This window comes from Zhongshania aliphaticivorans (assembly GCF_001586255.1).
GTDB classification, from domain to species: Bacteria; Pseudomonadota; Gammaproteobacteria; order Pseudomonadales; family Spongiibacteraceae; genus Spongiibacter; species Spongiibacter aliphaticivorans.
This window is the reverse complement of the sequence record NZ_CP014544.1, coordinates 275,463-293,534: the sequence shown is the minus strand read 5'-3', so window position 1 is coordinate 293,534 and position 18,072 is coordinate 275,463. Positions and strand designations below refer to the sequence as shown.

Genomic DNA, 18,072 nt, shown 5'->3' with positions numbered 1-18,072 from the left:
GCGATCTAGTCTTCCCAAATAGTGGTAATCGTCATAGTTTGATTATGCAGTTGGCAATTACCAGTAAAGCCGTGAGGGGCAATTTCGCCATAAGAGTAAAAACCTGTGATGCTGGTCTCCGACGGCAGAACATCTTTTACCGCCTCAACTTCGTCGGCAACCATTTGCCCCATAAGCAATTTACGACCAATACAGCTGACCAGTATCGCAAGGACTTCTTGGTGATCTTTGCTTGCCTGCGCCTGTTCTGCCGACAACTCTGCACCCCGAGCGAGCTGCGCGAAGCTTGCGCTCATTAACTTGGCGCTGTAACCCTCTGGCACATCGCCGGTAAAAATCAGGCTCTTATTCGCTTCGTCTACGCCGCTAATGGTTCGCACAACGTCTTGCTTATCCTGGCCCGGCGCCCAAATGGCCAAAGGATATAACAGCGCACTCCCCGGCAAATTTGCCGCCTCGGCGCCGAGGTAATGCTTGTATAAATCCAGCGCAGGAGCGCCATCTAACTCGTAGAGTATATTTCCTTCAGAGCGCGTAATTCGGCGCGGCGGGCCAAACACTTGCCAGCCCCCCATGCTACCGCTGCGGCAGTGCACACCGCTGCCGTAAACCCCTAGGGCCAAAACCTGTAAAGCCCGTGGCGGACCATCTAAACCTACATAGCTTTCGCCAAGGCCAGGGCTGCCCCCGGCCAAACCACCCGTTAGCAATACATTATCTGGAAGGACCTCAGCAAAACCACGCACTAGTTCGCTACCATTGACCTTGATGCCATCGGACAACACAAACACCCATTTCAGGTCATCGCGTAGTAATTGGCTGGCAAGCTCGACGCCCGTATTACGATCTTCACCAAAACATACATCTGCGCTGGCAATATCGAACTCCGCCCGCTCGAAGCGCAGCGCCACCCCAGAAATACTGCCATCCAATATCTCTGCGTCGTGAATTTCACCACCACTTGAGCAGCCTATTTGACGGGCCTGCGGGTAGCGTTTACGTAAAAGTTCAGAGACATCATGGTCACGCATCACGGTTGGGGCAGCAAAATAGATCACAAGGGCGGCATCTGACATACCGCTGTCACCGCACCAGGACGTTTGCCACTTGAACAACTCTGACTTCACCATCTAGCCCCTTTTGCGGAATATAGTTATGAGCCATCATAAGCCGCCACTCAATATGACTGTATACGGTAATACCCATAACAACAAATTGGCGCGAGGATAAATACCGCCATCAGAAAGGCACAAAAAAAGGAGCCGAAGCTCCTTTTTAATGCAATCGTCGTCTCGGTTACATACCGGGAACCGTCATTGTCGGCAAGGGGGCGGTCGGCAACGTAGCGTTACACGCTTGCTCAGCGCCGGTTAAGGCCTGTTGGAAAGGCAAACAAGCCTCCCCTGCTTCTGTAGCAAAAGGCCAGCACGGGCTATCTGGCAATGCATCTGGGCTGCACGCGGCCACGTCATTGTCACTCAAAAACTGCGCTAGGCATGCGTCATTCTCATCCGAGGTAAAGCACTCGACTACCTCGATTGAAAGACCCTGCGCGAAGGGATCGCAGAGTTGGCTGCCATTCTCGCCCAAATACGATTGGCATTGTTCAAACAGTGCGCCCTGCAAAAATGCCGCACAGGCTTGGGCATCTGCGGCACAATCTTGCAGCGCCGCTAAATTTTCGTTATTAACAATGTCACCAACAAACGCGGCGCATTGCTCAGTCACACCCTCGGCCGCCAAGCTGGCGCAGAAATCATTGCCACAGCTTTGCGCATCGAAACTGCTGGGCTGACAAGCACTAAAAGCTTCAGGCTTTGGTGTTACCGTAATCGTAACGCCATCGCTGTCACTTAATTCAGCATCGCTAATAACAAGAATAAAGTTCAGCGCCGTGACATCGTCCACGTCTGGGGCGGTAAAACTTGGCTGCGCTGAATTCTGATTATCTAAGGTAACGACGGGGCCGCCATCTTGACTCCAGCTGTAGCTTAGCTCATCACTGGTATCTGGGTCGCTGCTCGCGCTGCCGTCTAGACTGACCACACTGCCCGACTCAACATTCTGATCTGCGCCAGCGTCAGCGACTGGCGGTTGATTGCTCTCACCACCGGTTTCACCACCTGTATCGCCCTCCACCTTCACCAAAACCGATACCACTGCACTATCACTAGCGCCCTGGTCATCACTTACTGTGAGCGTAAACTGCAGATTAACGGTCTCTGCTGGGCTTGGCGCAGTAAAACTCGCCACTGCCTGCCCGCCATTGACGATGCCCACTCGCTCACCGTCACCGGTTTGCAGCCAGTTATAGCTAATTTCGCCATCGGCGTCGCTGCTTGCGCTACCGTCCAAAATCACAGTGGCGCCAGGACTCACAATTTGGTCATCACCGGCTACCGCAACCGGCTTTTGATTTACCGGCGCGCTGTCGTTGTCTAACACCAGCACATTGACAATGTCGCTGCCCTGCCCGCCTTGATCATCGGTCACGGTAAAGCTGAAATACAAAATAGTGTCGGCAACCACTTCTGGTGCCACAAAACTCGCCTCGACTTTGTTAGCATCAGTGATCTGCACGGGATTGCTTTTTGCTATGCCATTACGGTCGGTGTGCTGCCACTGCATGGCAACTATGCCACCCTCGTCATCGCCAGCGACACCGGTCAGAATCACAGTTTCGCCTTCGACCAAGGTTTGGTCGTCACCTGCCGACGCAACCGGCAAGCGATTAAGCGCAGCGCCCGAGGCCACCGCCGCTTCAGTTTCGCTCAATTCTTCGGTCGCCGCGGCAACGCTAACAATATCCGCCAGACCGCAGTTCGCACGGCCACGCGCCTGCTGCACCTCACAAATATATTTCACTGCGGGGCTGTCTTCGCTCACAAATAAATCACTTACGGCAAATTGAATTTCGTTTGCGTAAGTGGCGATCAACTGCGCCGCCTCTTCTGGAATGGCAATACCATTGGCGGTATTGCGATCAACATCAAGGCTCTGCAAAAAGCGCGCGATATTAACAATAGCGGGGTATTTAGCGAGTACATCGTCGAAACTCATGCCCGCACTGTAATCGGCCCGAGCACCCGGAACTAAATCGAGCAGGGTTAGAATCGGCGCCGCCGTACTGCTGCCCAGGCTCAAGCCAGCAATACTAAAATTCACGGTTTCCGCTTCACGATAAAGAAAGCCACCGTCGATATCAGTAAAACCACTCAGGGTTCTTGTTGTCGCTTTCAAGCCCATTACTGGGCTGTCTATTAGGCGACCACTACTGGCTTCGGCTGGAACTGTGGGGCTGTTATTGGCACGCCCAGATGATGAAGTAGAACTGCCACCACAGGCAGTGATAAAAACAGCCACGAGCAATATTGCCGGGGTCAAAATTCGCATAAATAATCCTTACTTATTGTAAATATCGCCCGGCCACGTGCGCGCGCCAAGAAATGAGTTCATGCTTTTAACTGGACTGGGAAGAATAACCGAGTTGACACTAACAAGAAAACCAATTGGGGTGGTAAATCACCCCAATTTACGTTGCGGCTTATTTAATTTCCAGGCTGCGCCAGTCTACTTTGAGTTCCTGCGCCCAGTTTTTAATGACTTTATCCACTTGTGGCGCGCGCGTTTTAGTCACTTCACCGGTTTTGGGATTTTTAAAACTACGCAGTGGCCGCGGTGCCATTTTTTTACGCGGTTTTGCAGGCGCGGCGGCAGCACTGGTCTTTTTGATGCCTACCGCTGCTTTTTTAACACCCGCTTTGCGGCCACGCTTTTTAGCCGGCGGGGTATCAGCGGCAGGTTCAGCGCTTAATATAGCAACTAAATCTTCTGCACTCTGACCATATTTAGTCATAAGCGCTTGAAGCTCTGAGATGAATTTAAATTTTTGATCTAATGCTTTGTGTTCAGCTTGTAATTGCTTTTGCAGTTTTGCGATATCCATAAACACCTTTTCAATAAACATTAAAACATAAGGTCCAAACGACCATCATTTTAACACACATAAAATAGGAATTTATAAGGTAGAACTACCGGAAATCATTAGAAAAAAGCGAATAAAAATTGCGGGGAGAGCGAGGACAAAAATAATAAAGAGAGCAGCCAACTGGCTGCCCTCTAATACAGCTTATTTAATTTTTGGATTTAAACGGCCCGAGTCATATTCCATATACATGGCTTCGAGACTCATGGGTTTAATTTTAGACGCATTGCCTGCAGTGCCAAACGCTTCGTAACGGGCAATACAAATTGCCTTCATTTCTTTAATGGTTTCTTGCAAATATTTGCGCGGATCAAATTCGCTGGGATTCTGTGCCAAGAAACGACGAATAGCACCAGTAGAGGCCAAGCGCAAATCAGTATCAATATTCACTTTGCGCACGCCGTACTTAATGCCTTCGGCAATTTGTTCTACTGGTACGCCGTAGGTCTCGGGAATTTCACCGCCAAACTCATTAATAATGGCCAACCAATCTTGGGGCACACTTGAGCTACCGTGCATAACCAAATGGGTATCAGGAATACGCGCATGAATCGCTTTGATACGGTCAATTGCTAAAATATCGCCCGTGGGTGGACGGGTAAACTTGTAGGCGCCGTGGCTGGTGCCGCAGGCAATGGCCAGCGCATCAACACCCGTTTTAGCAACAAAATCAGCGGCCTCTTCTGGGTCAGTTAGCATTTGATCGTGAGACAAAATACCCTCAGCACCAACACCGTCTTCTTCGCCAGCTTGACCTGTTTCAAGCGAACCCAAGCAGCCCAACTCACCTTCAACCGACACGCCGCAGGCGTGAGCCATTTCGACTACGCGACGGGTAACGTCGACGTTGTAGTCATATTCAGCAGGGGTTTTACCGTCTTCAAGCAGCGAGCCGTCCATCATGACCGAGCTAAAACCCAACTGCATAGAGCGCTGGCAAATGGCCGGGCTGGTGCCGTGATCCTGATGCATAACCACCGGAATCTCGGGAAACTCTTCAATCGCCGCTAAAATCATATGACGCAGAAACGGCGCACCAGCGTATTTACGCGCACCAGCAGAGGCCTGCATGATAACGGGGCTATTGGTTTCACGCGCCGCTTCCATAATCGCGCGGGTTTGCTCTAAGTTATTTACATTGAACGCCGGAACGCCGTAACCGTATTCGGCAGCGTGGTCCAGCATTTGGCGTAGACTGATAAGTGCCATGGTAATTTCCTTTAAAGTTTCTAATTGTTTGCTAGATGCCGGACGGGAGACGGGAGATGCAAAAGCACAGCGTCTTACGTCTCCCGTCCAGCGTCTCCCTTAAGCTTTTGCGCGTTCTTCTAGTACTGCTACTGCCGGCAATACCTTGCCTTCTACGTATTCCAAAAAGGCGCCGCCGCCGGTAGAGATGTAAGACACTTGATCGGCGATGCCAAATTTATCGACAGCGGCAAGGGTATCACCACCTCCGGCAATGGAGAATGCCGACGACTCGGCAATTGCTCTGGCGATGTCTTCAGTGCCATCGGCGAATTGATCGAACTCAAACACGCCAACGGGACCATTCCAGATAATAGTGCCCGCTTGTTTCAGTATTTCGGCCAAACAGGCAGCAGAAACTGGGCCAATATCAAAAATCATATCGTCGTCGCCAACAAATTCAACGGGGCGCAGGGTAGCAGGCTCGTTCTCGTCAAACTTTTTACCGGTCATCACATCGCTTGGTAGCGGGATCTGACACTTTTCCATAAGGGCCTTCGCTTTGGGAATCAGGTCGTGTTCACACAGAGACTTACCCACGTTAAAGCCTGCCGCCGCCAAGAAGGTATTGGCAATACCGCCGCCAACAATCAATTGATCGACCTTATCAGACAGGGTTTCTAGCACGGTGAGTTTGGTCGAAACTTTGGAGCCACCGACTATTGCCACAAAGGGCCGAGCGGGATTAGCCAGCGCGCGCTCTAGGTTTTCTAATTCACTGGCCAGCAACGGTCCAGCACAGGCCACCGGCGCGTATTTGGCCACGCCGTGAGTAGACGCTTGGGCGCGGTGAGCGGTGCCAAAGGCGTCCATCACAAACACATCGCAAAGTGCGGCGTAGGCTTTAGACAAGGACTCTTCGTCTTTCTTCTCGCCCTTGTTAAAGCGCACGTTTTCCAGCAGCGCTAGCTGGCCATTGGCCAAGCTCACGCCGTTTTGCCAATCGCTGAGCAGCGCGACGTCTTGGCCTAAGGCCTCGCTTAAATAGTCAGCAACGGGCTTTAAAGAATACTGCTCTTCAAACTCGCCTTCGGTGGGGCGACCAAGATGAGACATAACAATGACCTGGGCACCTGCGGCCAAAGCCAATTTTAATGTTGGCAATGCGGCGCGCAAACGCGCATCAGAACTCACCACACCATCCTTGATTGGTACATTAAGATCTTCGCGAATCAGTACTCGCTTACCGCTGAGATCCACATCACTCATTTTGATGACTTTCATCTTTTGTTCCCTGCTCGTTTCGCCACGCCCGTGAAGGGCCTTACTAATAGTAAAATTTGCTGAGGCCGGTCACTTCAACCAGTGCGCCACCACATCTAACATCCGGTTTGCATAGCCCCATTCATTGTCAAACCAACTAAAAATACTCACCAAATCACCCACCACTCGGGTTTGCCCAGCATCAACAATGGCCGAACGCGAGTCGTGGTTAAAGTCACATGAAGCCAATGGTTCATCGCTATACCCGAGGATTCCCGACAATCTTCCCTCAGCCGCCATGCGCAATGCCGCGTTAACATCGTCGGCTGTTACGGTGGCCTCAAGGCTCACTGTCATTTCCATCGCAGAGACATTGTGGGTGGGAATACGCACTGCCCGCGCCGCAAAGCAGCCATCTAAGTCGGGAATAATACGACCAATACCCGCTGCTAAACCGGTGTCTACCGGAATCATCGACAAACCCGCCGCCCGCGTTTTACGCAAGTCGGTATGGTGATACGCGTCCAACACTGGCTGGTCGTTCATCGCAGAGTGAATGGTGGTAATACAGCCCGAACGCACCCCAAAAGCCTTATTGAGTACGTCGATAACCGGCACAATGCCATTGGTCGTACACGAGGCATTAGAGACAATACGCTGTTCAGGGTCCAACTCGCTGTGGTTCAAACCATAAACAATCGTCGGTGTGCCTGCTTCGCCGGGTTGCGACAACAGCACATGACGCGCGCCCTGCACAATATGCGCCTCAAGGTCGTCGTAGCGACTCACCACCCCCGAGCACTCCAGCACCACGTCAATATTGTGACGGGTCCAGTCGAGCTTACTGATCTCTTCATGGTGGCTTACCGCAATCACATCGTCGTTGACCAACAAACTGCCGTGACGGTATTCCACCTTACCCATAAAACGACCGTGGGTGCTGTCGTAGCGGGTGAGGTGGGCAATCGTTGCCAGGTCAGCCGGTTCATTAATGGCGACAATCTGCATGGTTTCACGCAGCGGTGATTCATATAGGGCGCGCAGTACGCAGCGCCCTATGCGGCCGTATCCGTTTATGGCCAGTCGCAACATTAGGCTAGGCAATCCTCAACAGCTTCAACAACCGCTTCGGTGGTAATGCCAAAATACTCAAACAGAGCTTCGGCTGGAGCGGACTCACCAAAGCTGTCCATGCCAACAATACGACCATCCAGACCAACGTATTTATACCAGTAGTCGCGGTGTGCCGCTTCCACTGCCACCCGAGCGGGAATATGGCTAGGCAATACTGACTCGCGGTAATCTCCGTCTTGGCTGTCGAACACATCGGTCGAGGGCATGGAGACAACGCGAATCTTTTTGCCCTTAGCAGCGAGAGCCTGCTGAGCCGCCATCGCCAATTTTACTTCTGAACCGGTGGCAATAATAATGGCTTCAGCCTCGCCTTCGCAGTCGCTCAACACATAAGCGCCACGAGCGACATTGGCCAGTTGCTCGGCGTCACGCTGCTGGTGTGGCAATGCTTGGCGAGTAAAAATTAAGGCGCTAGGGCCGTCAACACGCTCAAGAGCAGACTTCCATGCTACTGCAGATTCAACCATGTCGCAGGGCCGCCACAGTGACATATTCGGTGTACCGCGCAGGCTGGCGATTTGCTCAATGGGCTGGTGGGTTGGGCCGTCTTCGCCCAGACCGATGGAGTCGTGAGTGTAAACATGAATCACCCGCTGGCCCATAATGGCGGCCATGCGCACGGCGTTGCGGGCGTATTCCATAAACACGAGGAAAGTTGCGCCGTAATTGATGAAACCGCCGTGCAAGGCAATACCGTTCATCATTGCCGACATACCAAACTCGCGAACACCGTAGTGCAGGTAGTTGCCGCTGGCGTCTTTAGCGCTAATTGGCTTGGCGCCGCTCCACATGGTTAGGTTGGAGCCGGCCAAATCGGCTGAACCGCCCAGAATTTCAGGCAACATTGCGCCATAGGCTTCAATGCACAGCTGTGAGGCTTTGCGGGTAGCCACTTCTTTGGCGTCGGCCTGACACTGGGCAATAAAAGCAGTGGCTTTTTCGGCAAAGTCGGCGGGCAAATCACCCTTAACACGACGACTAAGATCCGCTGCCAATTCTGGGTATTCGGCTGCATACTTGGCAAAGGCTTCGTCCCAAGCCGCTTCTGCCGCTTTGCCCTTTTCCTGGGCATTCCATCCTTCATAAATTTCTTCAGGAATCTCGAAGGGACCGTGAGCCCAACCGAGGCTTTCGCGAGTCAGGGCAATTTCGGCATCGCCGAGCGGTGCGCCGTGGCACTCTTCTTTACCTTGCTTGTTTGGCGAGCCTTTACCGATCACCGTTTTGCAACAGATCAAGGTAGGCTTGTCGCTTTCGTCGCGGGCGGCATCAATTGCGCGGGCGATCTCTGCACTATTGTGGCCGTCAACATCGGCAATAACATGCCAGCCATAGGCTTCGAAACGCGCGGGGGTATCGTCGGTAAACCAACCCTCTACTTCGCCGTCGATAGAAATACCGTTGTCATCATAAAAGGCGATCAACTTGCCCAAACCGAGCGTCCCGGCCAGCGAGCACACTTCGTGACTGATGCCTTCCATCATGCAACCATCACCCATAAAGGTGTAGGTGTAGTGATCCACAATCTTGTGGCCGTCGCGGTTAAACTGCGCTGCCAGGATCTTCTCGGCTGCGGCCATGCCCACAGCATTGGCCAAACCTTGGCCTAATGGGCCAGTGGTGGTTTCTACGCCGGGGGTGTAGCCGTATTCTGGGTGGCCGGGGGTACGACTGTGCAACTGGCGGAATTGCTGCAGATCTTCAATACTCAGGTCATAGCCAGTAAGGTGCAATAGCGAATAGATCAACATCGAGCCGTGACCGTTAGACAGTACAAAGCGGTCCCGGTTAGCCCACTCAGGGTTGTTTGGGTTGTGCTGTAAATAGTCGCGCCACAGAACTTCGGCAATATCGGCCATACCCATTGGTGCACCGGGGTGGCCGGACTTGGCTTTTTGAACGGCATCCATACTTAAGGCGCGAATGGCATTGGCGAGATCACTACGTGAGGGCATCGGTGGCTCCTAGATCTGAGTGGTGACTTAAGCGCTAATTGAAGTGCTAACTTAAGCGGCAGTATAAAGAGGCGGTATTTTCCCCTACCGGCGCCCAGACAGCAAATGGCAGAACCGTAAAAATGGCCATTTTACTTGCACCGCGCGCAGCTGACGGCGAAAATCATCGGCTCAAGGAACGATTCAGGTCGCAAACTTCATGTTTAACAATATATTGATGGTGTGCATCGGCAATATTTGCCGCAGCCCCACCGCCGAATACCTGCTCAAACACAAGCTCGCCCACAAGCCAGGCCTGACCATACACTCGGCCGGACTCGGTGCCCTAGTCGACAAACCAATAGACCCAAGTGCGGGCCAATTGCTCAGCGCCAATGGTGTCGACGCCAGCGGCCATGCAGCACGGCAAGTGACCGCCGAGCTGTTATTAAAAGCAGATTTAATTCTGGTGATGGAACAGCGCCACGTCAAAGGCATTACCGAACTCGCCCCCCAAGTGAGCGGCAAGACCTTTCTACTGGGCAAATGGTCGCAAAATCAGGCCGTACCCGACCCCTACCGCAAGAGTATGGAAGCCTTTGAACACGTTTACGGTCAAATTGACCAATTTACCAACGATTGGCTGAAGTATCTTTAAGCAAGCCAGACGCCAGAGAAATCTATATCAATATATTTTGATATAGATTGAAAGCCTGCTACACTGCGCGGCATGAACACTGCCAGCCAGCCACTCACCGCGATTTCTGCGAGCAACGACCAACTATTGCAACTCTGCAAAGCGGGTAGCGATATGCTGCGCCTGCAGGTTCTGCGGGTACTGAGTCGCGACGCTTACTCGGTGCAGGAGCTTTGCCATATTCTCGATTGTCGACAGTCGGGTATGAGTCATCATCTTAAAACCCTAACGGCGGCAGGTTTAATTACCAAGCGCCGCGAGGGCAATAGCTTGTTTTATCGCCGCAGCTACGCTGCCGCGCTCGCCGATTTAGCACCGCTGCACGATGCCCTGCAAAGCAGCGCCGACCTTATTCAATTAGATCTCGATCAGCAGCAGCGTTTAGCCCAGGTGTACGCCGAGCGCGCCGAGCGCTGCCAAGCCTTTTTTGCCGAACACGCCAGCGAGTTTGGTCAGCAGCAAGAGCAGATGGTCGCCTTTAATGTTTACGGTCAGGGCTGCCTAGAATTATTGCGCAGCAGTCAGCCCCAAGGCGGTGAATTGGCCATAGAAATCGGCCCCGGCGAAGGCGCCTTTTTAGCCGAACTGTCACCGTATTATGCCAAGGTAGTCGCTGTAGACAGCGCCCAGGCCATGCTTAATCGTGCCGCGGATTTCGTAAACCAACACAGCCTAGAAAACGTAGAACTGGTCTTAGGCGACAGCCGCAGCCAAGAATTACAAGCCAATAGCGCAGACTGCGTGGTGTGCAATATGGTCTTACACCATGTACCGTCACCCGCTGATATATTTAAAGACGCCGCCCGCCTGTTAAAGCCCGGCGGCTTATTTTGTGTCAGCGATTTATGCCGCCACGACCAAAGCTGGGCCAGAGAGGCCTGCGGCGACATGTGGCTCGGCTTTGAACCCGATGACCTAACAGAGTGGGCGACGGCCAGCGGCTTACAAGACGGCGCCGCAGCCTATTTGGCGCAGCTCAATGGCTTTCGCGTGCAAGTTAGACAATTTATTAAAACTGAATCCCATCTTTTACACACCACGAACCCCAACGCCTAAAACCGCGTCGGTAATTAGCAGAGGACTTTTGCAAACATGTCTGAATACAGTATTTTTACCTCAGAGTCGGTGTCTGAAGGGCATCCAGATAAAATGGCCGATCAGATTTCTGACGCGGTCCTCGATGCGATTATCGCCCGCGATAAACACGCCCGTGTTGCCGTAGAAACCCTGGTTAAAACCGGCATGGCGATTGTTGCCGGTGAAGTAACCACATCATGCTACGTCGACCTAGAAGATATTATTCGCGACGTGATCACAGGCATTGGCTACAACAGCTCTGACGTCGGTTTCGACGGCGCCAGCTGCGCAGTTTTAAACGCCATCGGCAAACAGTCAGTCGACATTAACCAAGGTGTCGACCGCGCCCGCCCAGAAGATCAAGGCGCTGGCGACCAAGGTCTAATGTTCGGCTACGCCACCAATGAAACACCGTCGTTAATGCCTGCGCCGCTGTTTTACTCACACCGCTTAGTAGAGCGTCAGGCTTACTTGCGCAAGAACGGTGTATTACCGTGGCTGCGCCCCGACGCTAAAAGTCAGGTTACCCTGCGCTATGAAAATGGCCTGCCCGTTGCCGTAGACGCGGTTGTACTGTCTACCCAGCACAACCCCGAAATCTCGCAAAAAGACCTGCAAGAAGCCGTGCGCGAAGAAATTATTAAAAACGTGATTCCCGCTGAGCTACTTCACGCTGGCACCCAATACCATATCAACCCCACGGGCAAATTCGTGATTGGCGGCCCCGTTGGCGACTGCGGCCTGACTGGCCGTAAAATCATCGTAGACACCTACGGCGGCATGGCGCGTCACGGTGGCGGCGCCTTCTCGGGCAAAGACCCCTCAAAGGTTGACCGCAGCGCGGCGTATGCTGGCCGCTATGTTGCCAAAAACATCGTTGCCGCAGGTCTTGCCGACCGCTGCGAAATTCAAGTGAGCTACGCCATTGGCGTTGCCGAGCCCACCTCAATTTCCATCAACACCTTTGGCACCGGCAAAGTCAGCGACGCCAAATTGGTAGCCGCCGTACGCGAAGTATTCGACCTGCGCCCTTATGGCATCACCAAAATGCTGGACCTGGCTCACCCCATGTACCAACCCACCGCCGCCTACGGCCACTTCGGCCGCGACCCTTACGAGTTGACCTATAACTTTAAGGAAAATGGCGAACAGAAATCTGAGACTGCGACCGCGTTTAGCTGGGAGAAAACGGATCGCGCTGAAGCCTTGAAAGCAGCGCTTTGAAGCTACGTCGGGTGTCTGAGGTCGGATGTCTGACGTAAAACATGGAGTACTGCCATGGATCGGCGGAAATATCAGAAATTAATAGTTTGGCAAGAGGCTATGGATTTAGTAGTCGGGGTTTATCGCATTACCGAGCGATTACCGGCAACTGAGCGGTTTGGTCTTTGCCAACAATTGAGGCGTGCTGCCGTGAGTATTCCCTCCAATATTGCGGAAGGTGCTGGCCGCCACAGCGACAAAGAGTTTATACGCTTTTTGAATATTGCAAATGGCTCTTTACTAGAAGTAGAAACACAGCTGCTCATTGCACTGCAATTACAGTACATAGAAGAAATTAGTGAGCTACAGAATAGCATCGACAAAATTTTTGCCATGCTCAGTAGCTTAAAGCGCAAATTAAAAACTGAGTACTAGCGTCTTTTCGTCAGACTTCCGACACCAGACGCCCGACTACGAATACATATAGAGGTATAAACTATGAACGCATCATCAAACACCTTCACCGACTACAAAGTCGCCGACATCTCCCTTGCCGCTTGGGGCCGTAAAGAACTGAGCATCGCCGAGGGCGAGATGCCTGCACTGATGGCCATGCGCTCTAAATATGGCGCTGACAAGCCTCTGGCTGGCGCCAAGATTTTGGGCTGTATTCACATGACAATTCAAACTGGGGTTTTGATTGAAACCTTAATTGAACTCGGCGCCGAAGTGCGTTGGTCGTCGTGCAATATTTTCTCTACCCAAGACCACGCCGCTGCTGCCATTGCCGCTGCTGGTATTCCGGTGTTTGCTTGGAAGGGCGAAACTGAAGAAGAGTATGAGTGGTGCCTTGAGCAAACCATTTTAAAAGATGGCCAGCCTTGGGATGCCAATATGGTATTGGATGATGGCGGCGATTTGACTGGCCTGCTTCACCAGAAATACCCCCAGATGATGGACCGTATTCACGGCATCACGGAAGAGACCACTACGGGTGTTCACCGCCTGCAAGAGATGATGGCCAAAGGCGAATTAAAAGTGCCTGCGATCAACGTCAACGACTCGGTAACCAAGTCTAAAAACGACAACAAATACGGCTGCCGTCACAGCCTGAACGACGCGATCAAGCGCGGCACCGATCACCTGCTGTCTGGTAAGAAAGCACTGGTTATTGGCTACGGCGATGTGGGTAAGGGCTCTGCTGCATCACTGCGTCAGGAAGGCATGATTGTAAAAATCAGCGAAATCGATCCTATCTGCGCGATGCAAGCCTGCATGGACGGCTACGAAGTGGTTTCGCCTTACAACAATGGCATAAACGACGGCACTGAAGCCTGCGTAAACACCGCAGTGCTGGGCAATACCGACCTGCTGGTAACCACCACCGGCAACGTCAATGTCTGCGATTCCAATATGCTTAAAGCCCTGAAAAACGGCTGCGTAGTCTGCAACATCGGTCACTTCGACAATGAAATCGACACCGCCTTTATGCGCAAAAACTGGGAGTGGGAAGAAGTTAAACCACAGGTACACTTGGTTTACCGCAACAAGGCCGCTAACGACCACTTAATTCTGCTGTCAGAAGGTCGCTTGGTTAATCTTGGCAACGCAACGGGTCACCCCAGCCGCATCATGGATGGCTCATTTGCCAACCAAGTACTGGCGCAGATTCACCTGTACGCACTTCGCTTTGCCGACTTAGCACCAGAGCAAAAAGCCGCTGCGATTACCGTAGAAGTGCTACCCAAGAAACTAGACGAAGAAGTTGCCGCCCACATGGTTGCTGGCTTCGGCGGCGTTCTGACTCAGCTCAGCAAGACCCAAGCAGACTACATCGGCGTACCAGTTGAAGGACCGTTTAAGCCTGAGAGTTATAAATACTAAGGCGGGAGACGCTTAACGGGAGACGGAAAATGCAAAGTCTTAGCGTCTCCCGTCTAGCATCTAGCCGAGCGGCTTTAACAAATACGGAAGACGCGACGCTTCCAACACATTATCGGAATACACAATGGCTAACCGCTACAGCTTTGAATTCTTCCCCCCCAAAACCGAAGTCGGTCGGGCGAAGTTAAAAGACACCCGCAGCCAATTGGCGGCCTTAAATCCTGAATTTTTCTCAGTGACTTACGGCGCCGGTGGCTCTACCCGCGACAATACCCGCGATATCGTTTTAGAAACGAAAAAAGCCGGTTTGTCTGTTGCCCCGCACCTGTCCTTTGGTGGCGATGAGGAGTCTGAAATCCTCACGCTGCTCAATGACTACAAAGCGGCAGGCATAGATCGCATCGTTGCCCTGCGCGGTGACATTCCCTCGGGCATGGGCGCAACCCGCCAAGTCTACGCAAAAGAGCTGGTGGAGTTTATCCGCAAGCACACTGGCGACCATTTCCAATTGGAAGTGGCGGCGTATCCAGAGACCCACCCCGACGCCAAAAGCCATCAGGCAGATATTCAGTTTCTAAAAGCAAAATTGGATGCCGGTGCCAATAGCGCCATCACCCAATATTTCTTTAACGCCGATGCGTATTTTTACTTTTTAGAAGACTGTGAAAAAGCAGGCATCGACAAGCCGATTTACCCTGGCATTATGCCAATCACTAACTTTAGCAATCTAGCGCGTTTCTCCCGCAACTGCGGCGCTGAAATTCCGCGCTGGCTAGCACAAAAATTAGAAGGCTATGGCGACGACCAGCAAAGCATCATTGAATTTGGCGCTGAGTTTGTTAGCGAGCTTTGTCATATTTTGATGGAAGGCGGCGCGCCGGGAATTCATTTTTACAGCATGAATCAGGTTGAGCCGATAAAGAGTATTGCTGAAGCGGTGATGAGTTCGCATCCTGCGGGTTAACGCTTGATGCTGGACGGGAGATGGGAGACGCAAGGGCATTCGCTACGCTCATATGGATACCTGCCTACGCAGGTATGACGCTGTTGATTTCGTCACTCCTGCGAAGGCCGAGCACCGCCCCTGCGAAGGCAGGGGTCCATCCTCGCAACGGAGTGGCTAGCGAACTTTGCATCTCCCGTCTCCCGTCAAGCGTCTCGCGCCTCTAATCATCCCGCTTCTTCTGATACCGCCGATCACTCAAGCGCCGATGCACGCCCTTGCGCAGTGAGTGGAAGCTGTTTTCCAGTACATCCACGCCAACTAAAACCCCCACCACCACAAACGCTATTAGCAGTGCGGGACCGTATTTATCGAGGCCAATCATCACGCCGATGGCTGCCAACACCCAAATAGCGGCTGCCGACGTTACTCCCAAGACCATGCCGTCGCGGGACAAAATCACGCCTGCGCCGAGAAAGCCAATACCGGTAATGACCTGACCAATAACCCGCGACGGATCGGTAACCCCATTACCAACCGATACCGACATCGCAATAAAAACATAGGTGCCTAAGCAGATTAAGGCCGCCGTGCGAATACCGATTGGCTTACCACGGATTTGTCTTTCTAAACCAATAATCGCCCCAGCGACAATGGTGGTGAGTACGCCCGGCCATTTTAACGGTGCAATAGAGAACAAACTTAAATCTGCAAATTCTAAAGCCATTTTTTATACCTAAAGAAAACCAGCAAGCCGCCAGCCAAGGCCACTAAAATGCCAATAAAAATAGCAAAGGCATAATGGTTCTCGGCACCCGGAATTCCACCTACATTGATACCGAGCAAGCCGGTGGCAAATCCCAGCGGCAAAAATATTGCCGACACAATCGACAGCACATACATACGGCTGTTGGACTCTTCCGAAATCTGATTCACCAGCTCCTCTTGGCTGACTGCAGCGCGCTCGCGAATGCTGTCTAGGGTTTCAATATATTGCGCTAGGCGGTCGCCCACTTCTCTTACCCGCAAGCGCTGAGCGTCACCAAACCAGGGCAGACGTTCGGTTTGCACCCAATTCAAAGCCTCGCGCTGGGGTGCTAGATAGCGACGCAAAGCAATAGATTGCCTGCGCACCTGCCCTAGCTCACTGCGCAATTTTGCCCTACCACTGCTCAACAGTGACTCCTCTAACTCATCGACTTTGTCCTCTGCATTGTCGATTGGCCCCGCCATGCGCCGCACTAAACGATCACACAATACCGCAACAAACTCGGCGCTGGTTTCAGGACCTTCGCCCTCTTTAAAGCTGCGCACAATATCGTCCATCGACAACAGGCGGCGCTTGCGCGAGCTGATAATACGGTGTTCGTCAACACACAGGCGAACCGACACCATGTCTTCGGGGTCGGCTTCTGGGTTTAAATTCACGCCGCGCAGCGCCATAAGCAAGCCGCCATTGTGGGAGGTCGCCCGTGGTCGGGTGTCTTCAGCGACCAGTGCAGCGATCGCGATGTCATCTAAGCCACTGTGTTCTTCTAGCCACTTCAGCGTACCAGGCTTACTGTAATCAAAATGCAGCCACAGCAAACCTTGGCCCGGCTGCCATGCGTCAATTTCTGCATGGCTCATCGGCCTAGCGCCACCTTTGCCATCCAGCAACATCCCGTAAACTAAAAAGTCATCCATACTGGGTATCTCATTATTCGCTCTTGTCATCGATAATCGCACAACAGGTCACCGCCTAACAATGCGGCTGTCATAAATGTCGCACAGCAATAGTGCAATAAAAATAACACTACAAGGATAGCTCATGAAAATTGGTGTTTGCCTTCCCTATATGCAGCGCGGAATTCGTCGCCAAGATTTTAAAGACTGGTGTCGCATCATTGACCAAGGCCCATTCCACAGCCTGTCTTGCGGTGAACGTATTACCGGTCACAGCTATGAGATGCGCAATATCCTCGCTTTTGCCGCCGCATCTACCGAGCGCGTTAGAATTATTCCGGCGCTTTACGTACTGCCGATGCACAGCGCCGTGCAGGCTGCCAAAGAAATCGCCACCCTCGACATTCTCTCTGAAGGCCGCGTTACCCTGACGGTGGGCGTAGGCGGCCGCGAGAAAGACTACGAAGCCCTTGGCGCGAGTATGGCAAACCGCTTTCAACGCATGGACGATCAAATCGCCACCATGAAGAAAATCTGGCGCGGTGAGTTATTAGAGGGTTTTGAAGAAATCGGCCCCACCCCTATTCAGGCCGGTGGCCCACCGATATTAGTTGGCGCCATGGGCCCCAAAAGTATTCAGCGGGTATCTAAGTGGGCAGACGGTCTCTACGGCTTTGCAATGGACGGCAATGCGGATCTCATAAACCACTTTTTCACCTCTGCCGACACCGCTTGGGCAAACGCTGAGCGCGAACAAAAGCCTTATCGGCTTGGTGGCTTTTGGTACTCCCTAGCCGACGGCGCCCAAGGAAATCTTGAGCAATACGTTTTCGATTATTTAAAAACCTTTGGCGAACCGGAGGCCCGCAAGGTCGCCAAAACAATGACCATGCATGACCCTATGGCCATTAAAGATGGCATTGCGGCCATCGAGGCCCTTGGCTGCGATGAAATTCAGCTCGTGCCAGCAACGGCCGACGTTGCTGAGGTAGATCGCTTGGCGAATATGCTGGCCGGGCGATAAATAGCTGGACAGAAGGCGCGCGCCTCCACTCCGGCACGTTACTTCGCATTAAGCGGCTGGAAATAGCCGCTTCGT

At 52.5% G+C, this 18,072-nt stretch carries 16 protein-coding genes; 7 read left to right on the top strand and 9 right to left on the bottom strand.

Annotated features, from left to right (window positions below; all coding sequences use genetic code 11):
• Positions 1-5: 5 nt before the first annotated feature.
• From AZF00_RS01365 to tkt, 7 genes are all read right to left on the bottom strand, one after another.
• On the bottom strand, positions 6-1,130 hold the full coding sequence (locus AZF00_RS01365; protein ID WP_062382680.1) for an FIST signal transduction protein: 1,125 nt from the start codon (positions 1,128-1,130) through the stop codon (positions 6-8).
• A 166-nt stretch (positions 1,131-1,296) separates the two neighbouring features.
• Complete coding sequence (locus AZF00_RS01360; protein ID WP_062382676.1) at positions 1,297-3,393, bottom strand: PKD domain-containing protein; 2,097 nt, start codon at positions 3,391-3,393, stop codon at positions 1,297-1,299.
• Positions 3,394-3,544: 151 nt separating this feature from the next.
• Positions 3,545-3,967, bottom strand: a complete 423-nt coding sequence (locus AZF00_RS01355; protein WP_062382673.1) for a hypothetical protein — start codon at positions 3,965-3,967, stop codon at positions 3,545-3,547.
• Between the two features lie 162 nt (positions 3,968-4,129).
• Positions 4,130-5,194: a class II fructose-bisphosphate aldolase gene (gene fba / locus AZF00_RS01350; RefSeq protein ID WP_008246785.1), complete on the bottom strand. Its 1,065-nt coding sequence runs from the start codon at positions 5,192-5,194 to the stop codon at positions 4,130-4,132.
• A gap of 99 nt (positions 5,195-5,293) precedes the next feature.
• Complete coding sequence (locus AZF00_RS01345; protein WP_062382669.1) at positions 5,294-6,457, bottom strand: phosphoglycerate kinase; 1,164 nt, start codon at positions 6,455-6,457, stop codon at positions 5,294-5,296.
• Between the two features lie 69 nt (positions 6,458-6,526).
• Positions 6,527-7,528, bottom strand: coding sequence for a type I glyceraldehyde-3-phosphate dehydrogenase (locus AZF00_RS01340; protein ID WP_062382665.1), 1,002 nt, complete (start codon positions 7,526-7,528; stop codon positions 6,527-6,529).
• The gene (gene tkt / locus AZF00_RS01335; RefSeq protein ID WP_062382662.1) at positions 7,528-9,525 is read right to left on the bottom strand and encodes a transketolase; all 1,998 of its coding nucleotides are present in this window, start codon (positions 9,523-9,525) and stop codon (positions 7,528-7,530) included. Before tkt ends, AZF00_RS01340 begins: the two co-directional genes overlap by 1 nt.
• Before the next feature lie 199 nt (positions 9,526-9,724).
• Here tkt and AZF00_RS01330 point away from each other — a divergent pair, with 199 nt between their 5' ends.
• The 6 genes from AZF00_RS01330 to metF all read left to right on the top strand — a co-directional run bounded on the left by AZF00_RS01330 (position 9,725) and on the right by metF (position 15,329).
• The gene (locus tag AZF00_RS01330; protein ID WP_062382659.1) at positions 9,725-10,162 is read left to right on the top strand and encodes a low molecular weight protein-tyrosine-phosphatase; all 438 of its coding nucleotides are present in this window, start codon (positions 9,725-9,727) and stop codon (positions 10,160-10,162) included.
• Between the two features lie 72 nt (positions 10,163-10,234).
• On the top strand, positions 10,235-11,257 hold the full coding sequence (locus AZF00_RS01325) for an ArsR/SmtB family transcription factor (RefSeq protein WP_062382656.1): 1,023 nt from the start codon (positions 10,235-10,237) through the stop codon (positions 11,255-11,257).
• Positions 11,258-11,293: 36 nt separating this feature from the next.
• Positions 11,294-12,502: a methionine adenosyltransferase gene (gene metK, locus AZF00_RS01320; RefSeq protein ID WP_008246761.1), complete on the top strand. Its 1,209-nt coding sequence runs from the start codon at positions 11,294-11,296 to the stop codon at positions 12,500-12,502.
• A gap of 54 nt (positions 12,503-12,556) precedes the next feature.
• Entirely contained in the window at positions 12,557-12,916 is a 360-nt protein-coding gene (locus tag AZF00_RS01315; RefSeq protein ID WP_062382653.1) for a four helix bundle protein, read from the top strand.
• A gap of 63 nt (positions 12,917-12,979) precedes the next feature.
• Complete coding sequence (ahcY, locus tag AZF00_RS01310) at positions 12,980-14,365, top strand: adenosylhomocysteinase (RefSeq protein WP_062382650.1); 1,386 nt, start codon at positions 12,980-12,982, stop codon at positions 14,363-14,365.
• A gap of 124 nt (positions 14,366-14,489) precedes the next feature.
• Positions 14,490-15,329 carry a methylenetetrahydrofolate reductase [NAD(P)H] gene (gene metF / locus AZF00_RS01305; protein ID WP_008246748.1) on the top strand — a complete coding sequence of 280 codons (840 nt, stop codon included), beginning with the start codon at positions 14,490-14,492 and terminating at the stop codon, positions 15,327-15,329.
• Between the two features lie 202 nt (positions 15,330-15,531).
• On the opposite strand, the gene AZF00_RS01300 is transcribed toward metF, so the two are convergent.
• Both AZF00_RS01300 and AZF00_RS01295 read right to left on the bottom strand, forming a co-directional pair.
• Positions 15,532-16,035, bottom strand: a complete 504-nt coding sequence (locus AZF00_RS01300) for an MgtC/SapB family protein (RefSeq protein WP_008246746.1) — start codon at positions 16,033-16,035, stop codon at positions 15,532-15,534.
• Entirely contained in the window at positions 16,026-16,994 is a 969-nt protein-coding gene (locus tag AZF00_RS01295) for a zinc transporter ZntB (protein WP_008246744.1), read from the bottom strand. Before AZF00_RS01295 ends, AZF00_RS01300 begins: the two co-directional genes overlap by 10 nt.
• Positions 16,995-17,118: 124 nt before the next feature.
• Between AZF00_RS01295 and AZF00_RS01290 the strand changes: the two genes are divergently transcribed.
• Positions 17,119-17,997 carry an LLM class flavin-dependent oxidoreductase gene (locus AZF00_RS01290; RefSeq protein ID WP_062382647.1) on the top strand — a complete coding sequence of 293 codons (879 nt, stop codon included), beginning with the start codon at positions 17,119-17,121 and terminating at the stop codon, positions 17,995-17,997.
• Positions 17,998-18,072: the final 75 nt, after the last annotated feature.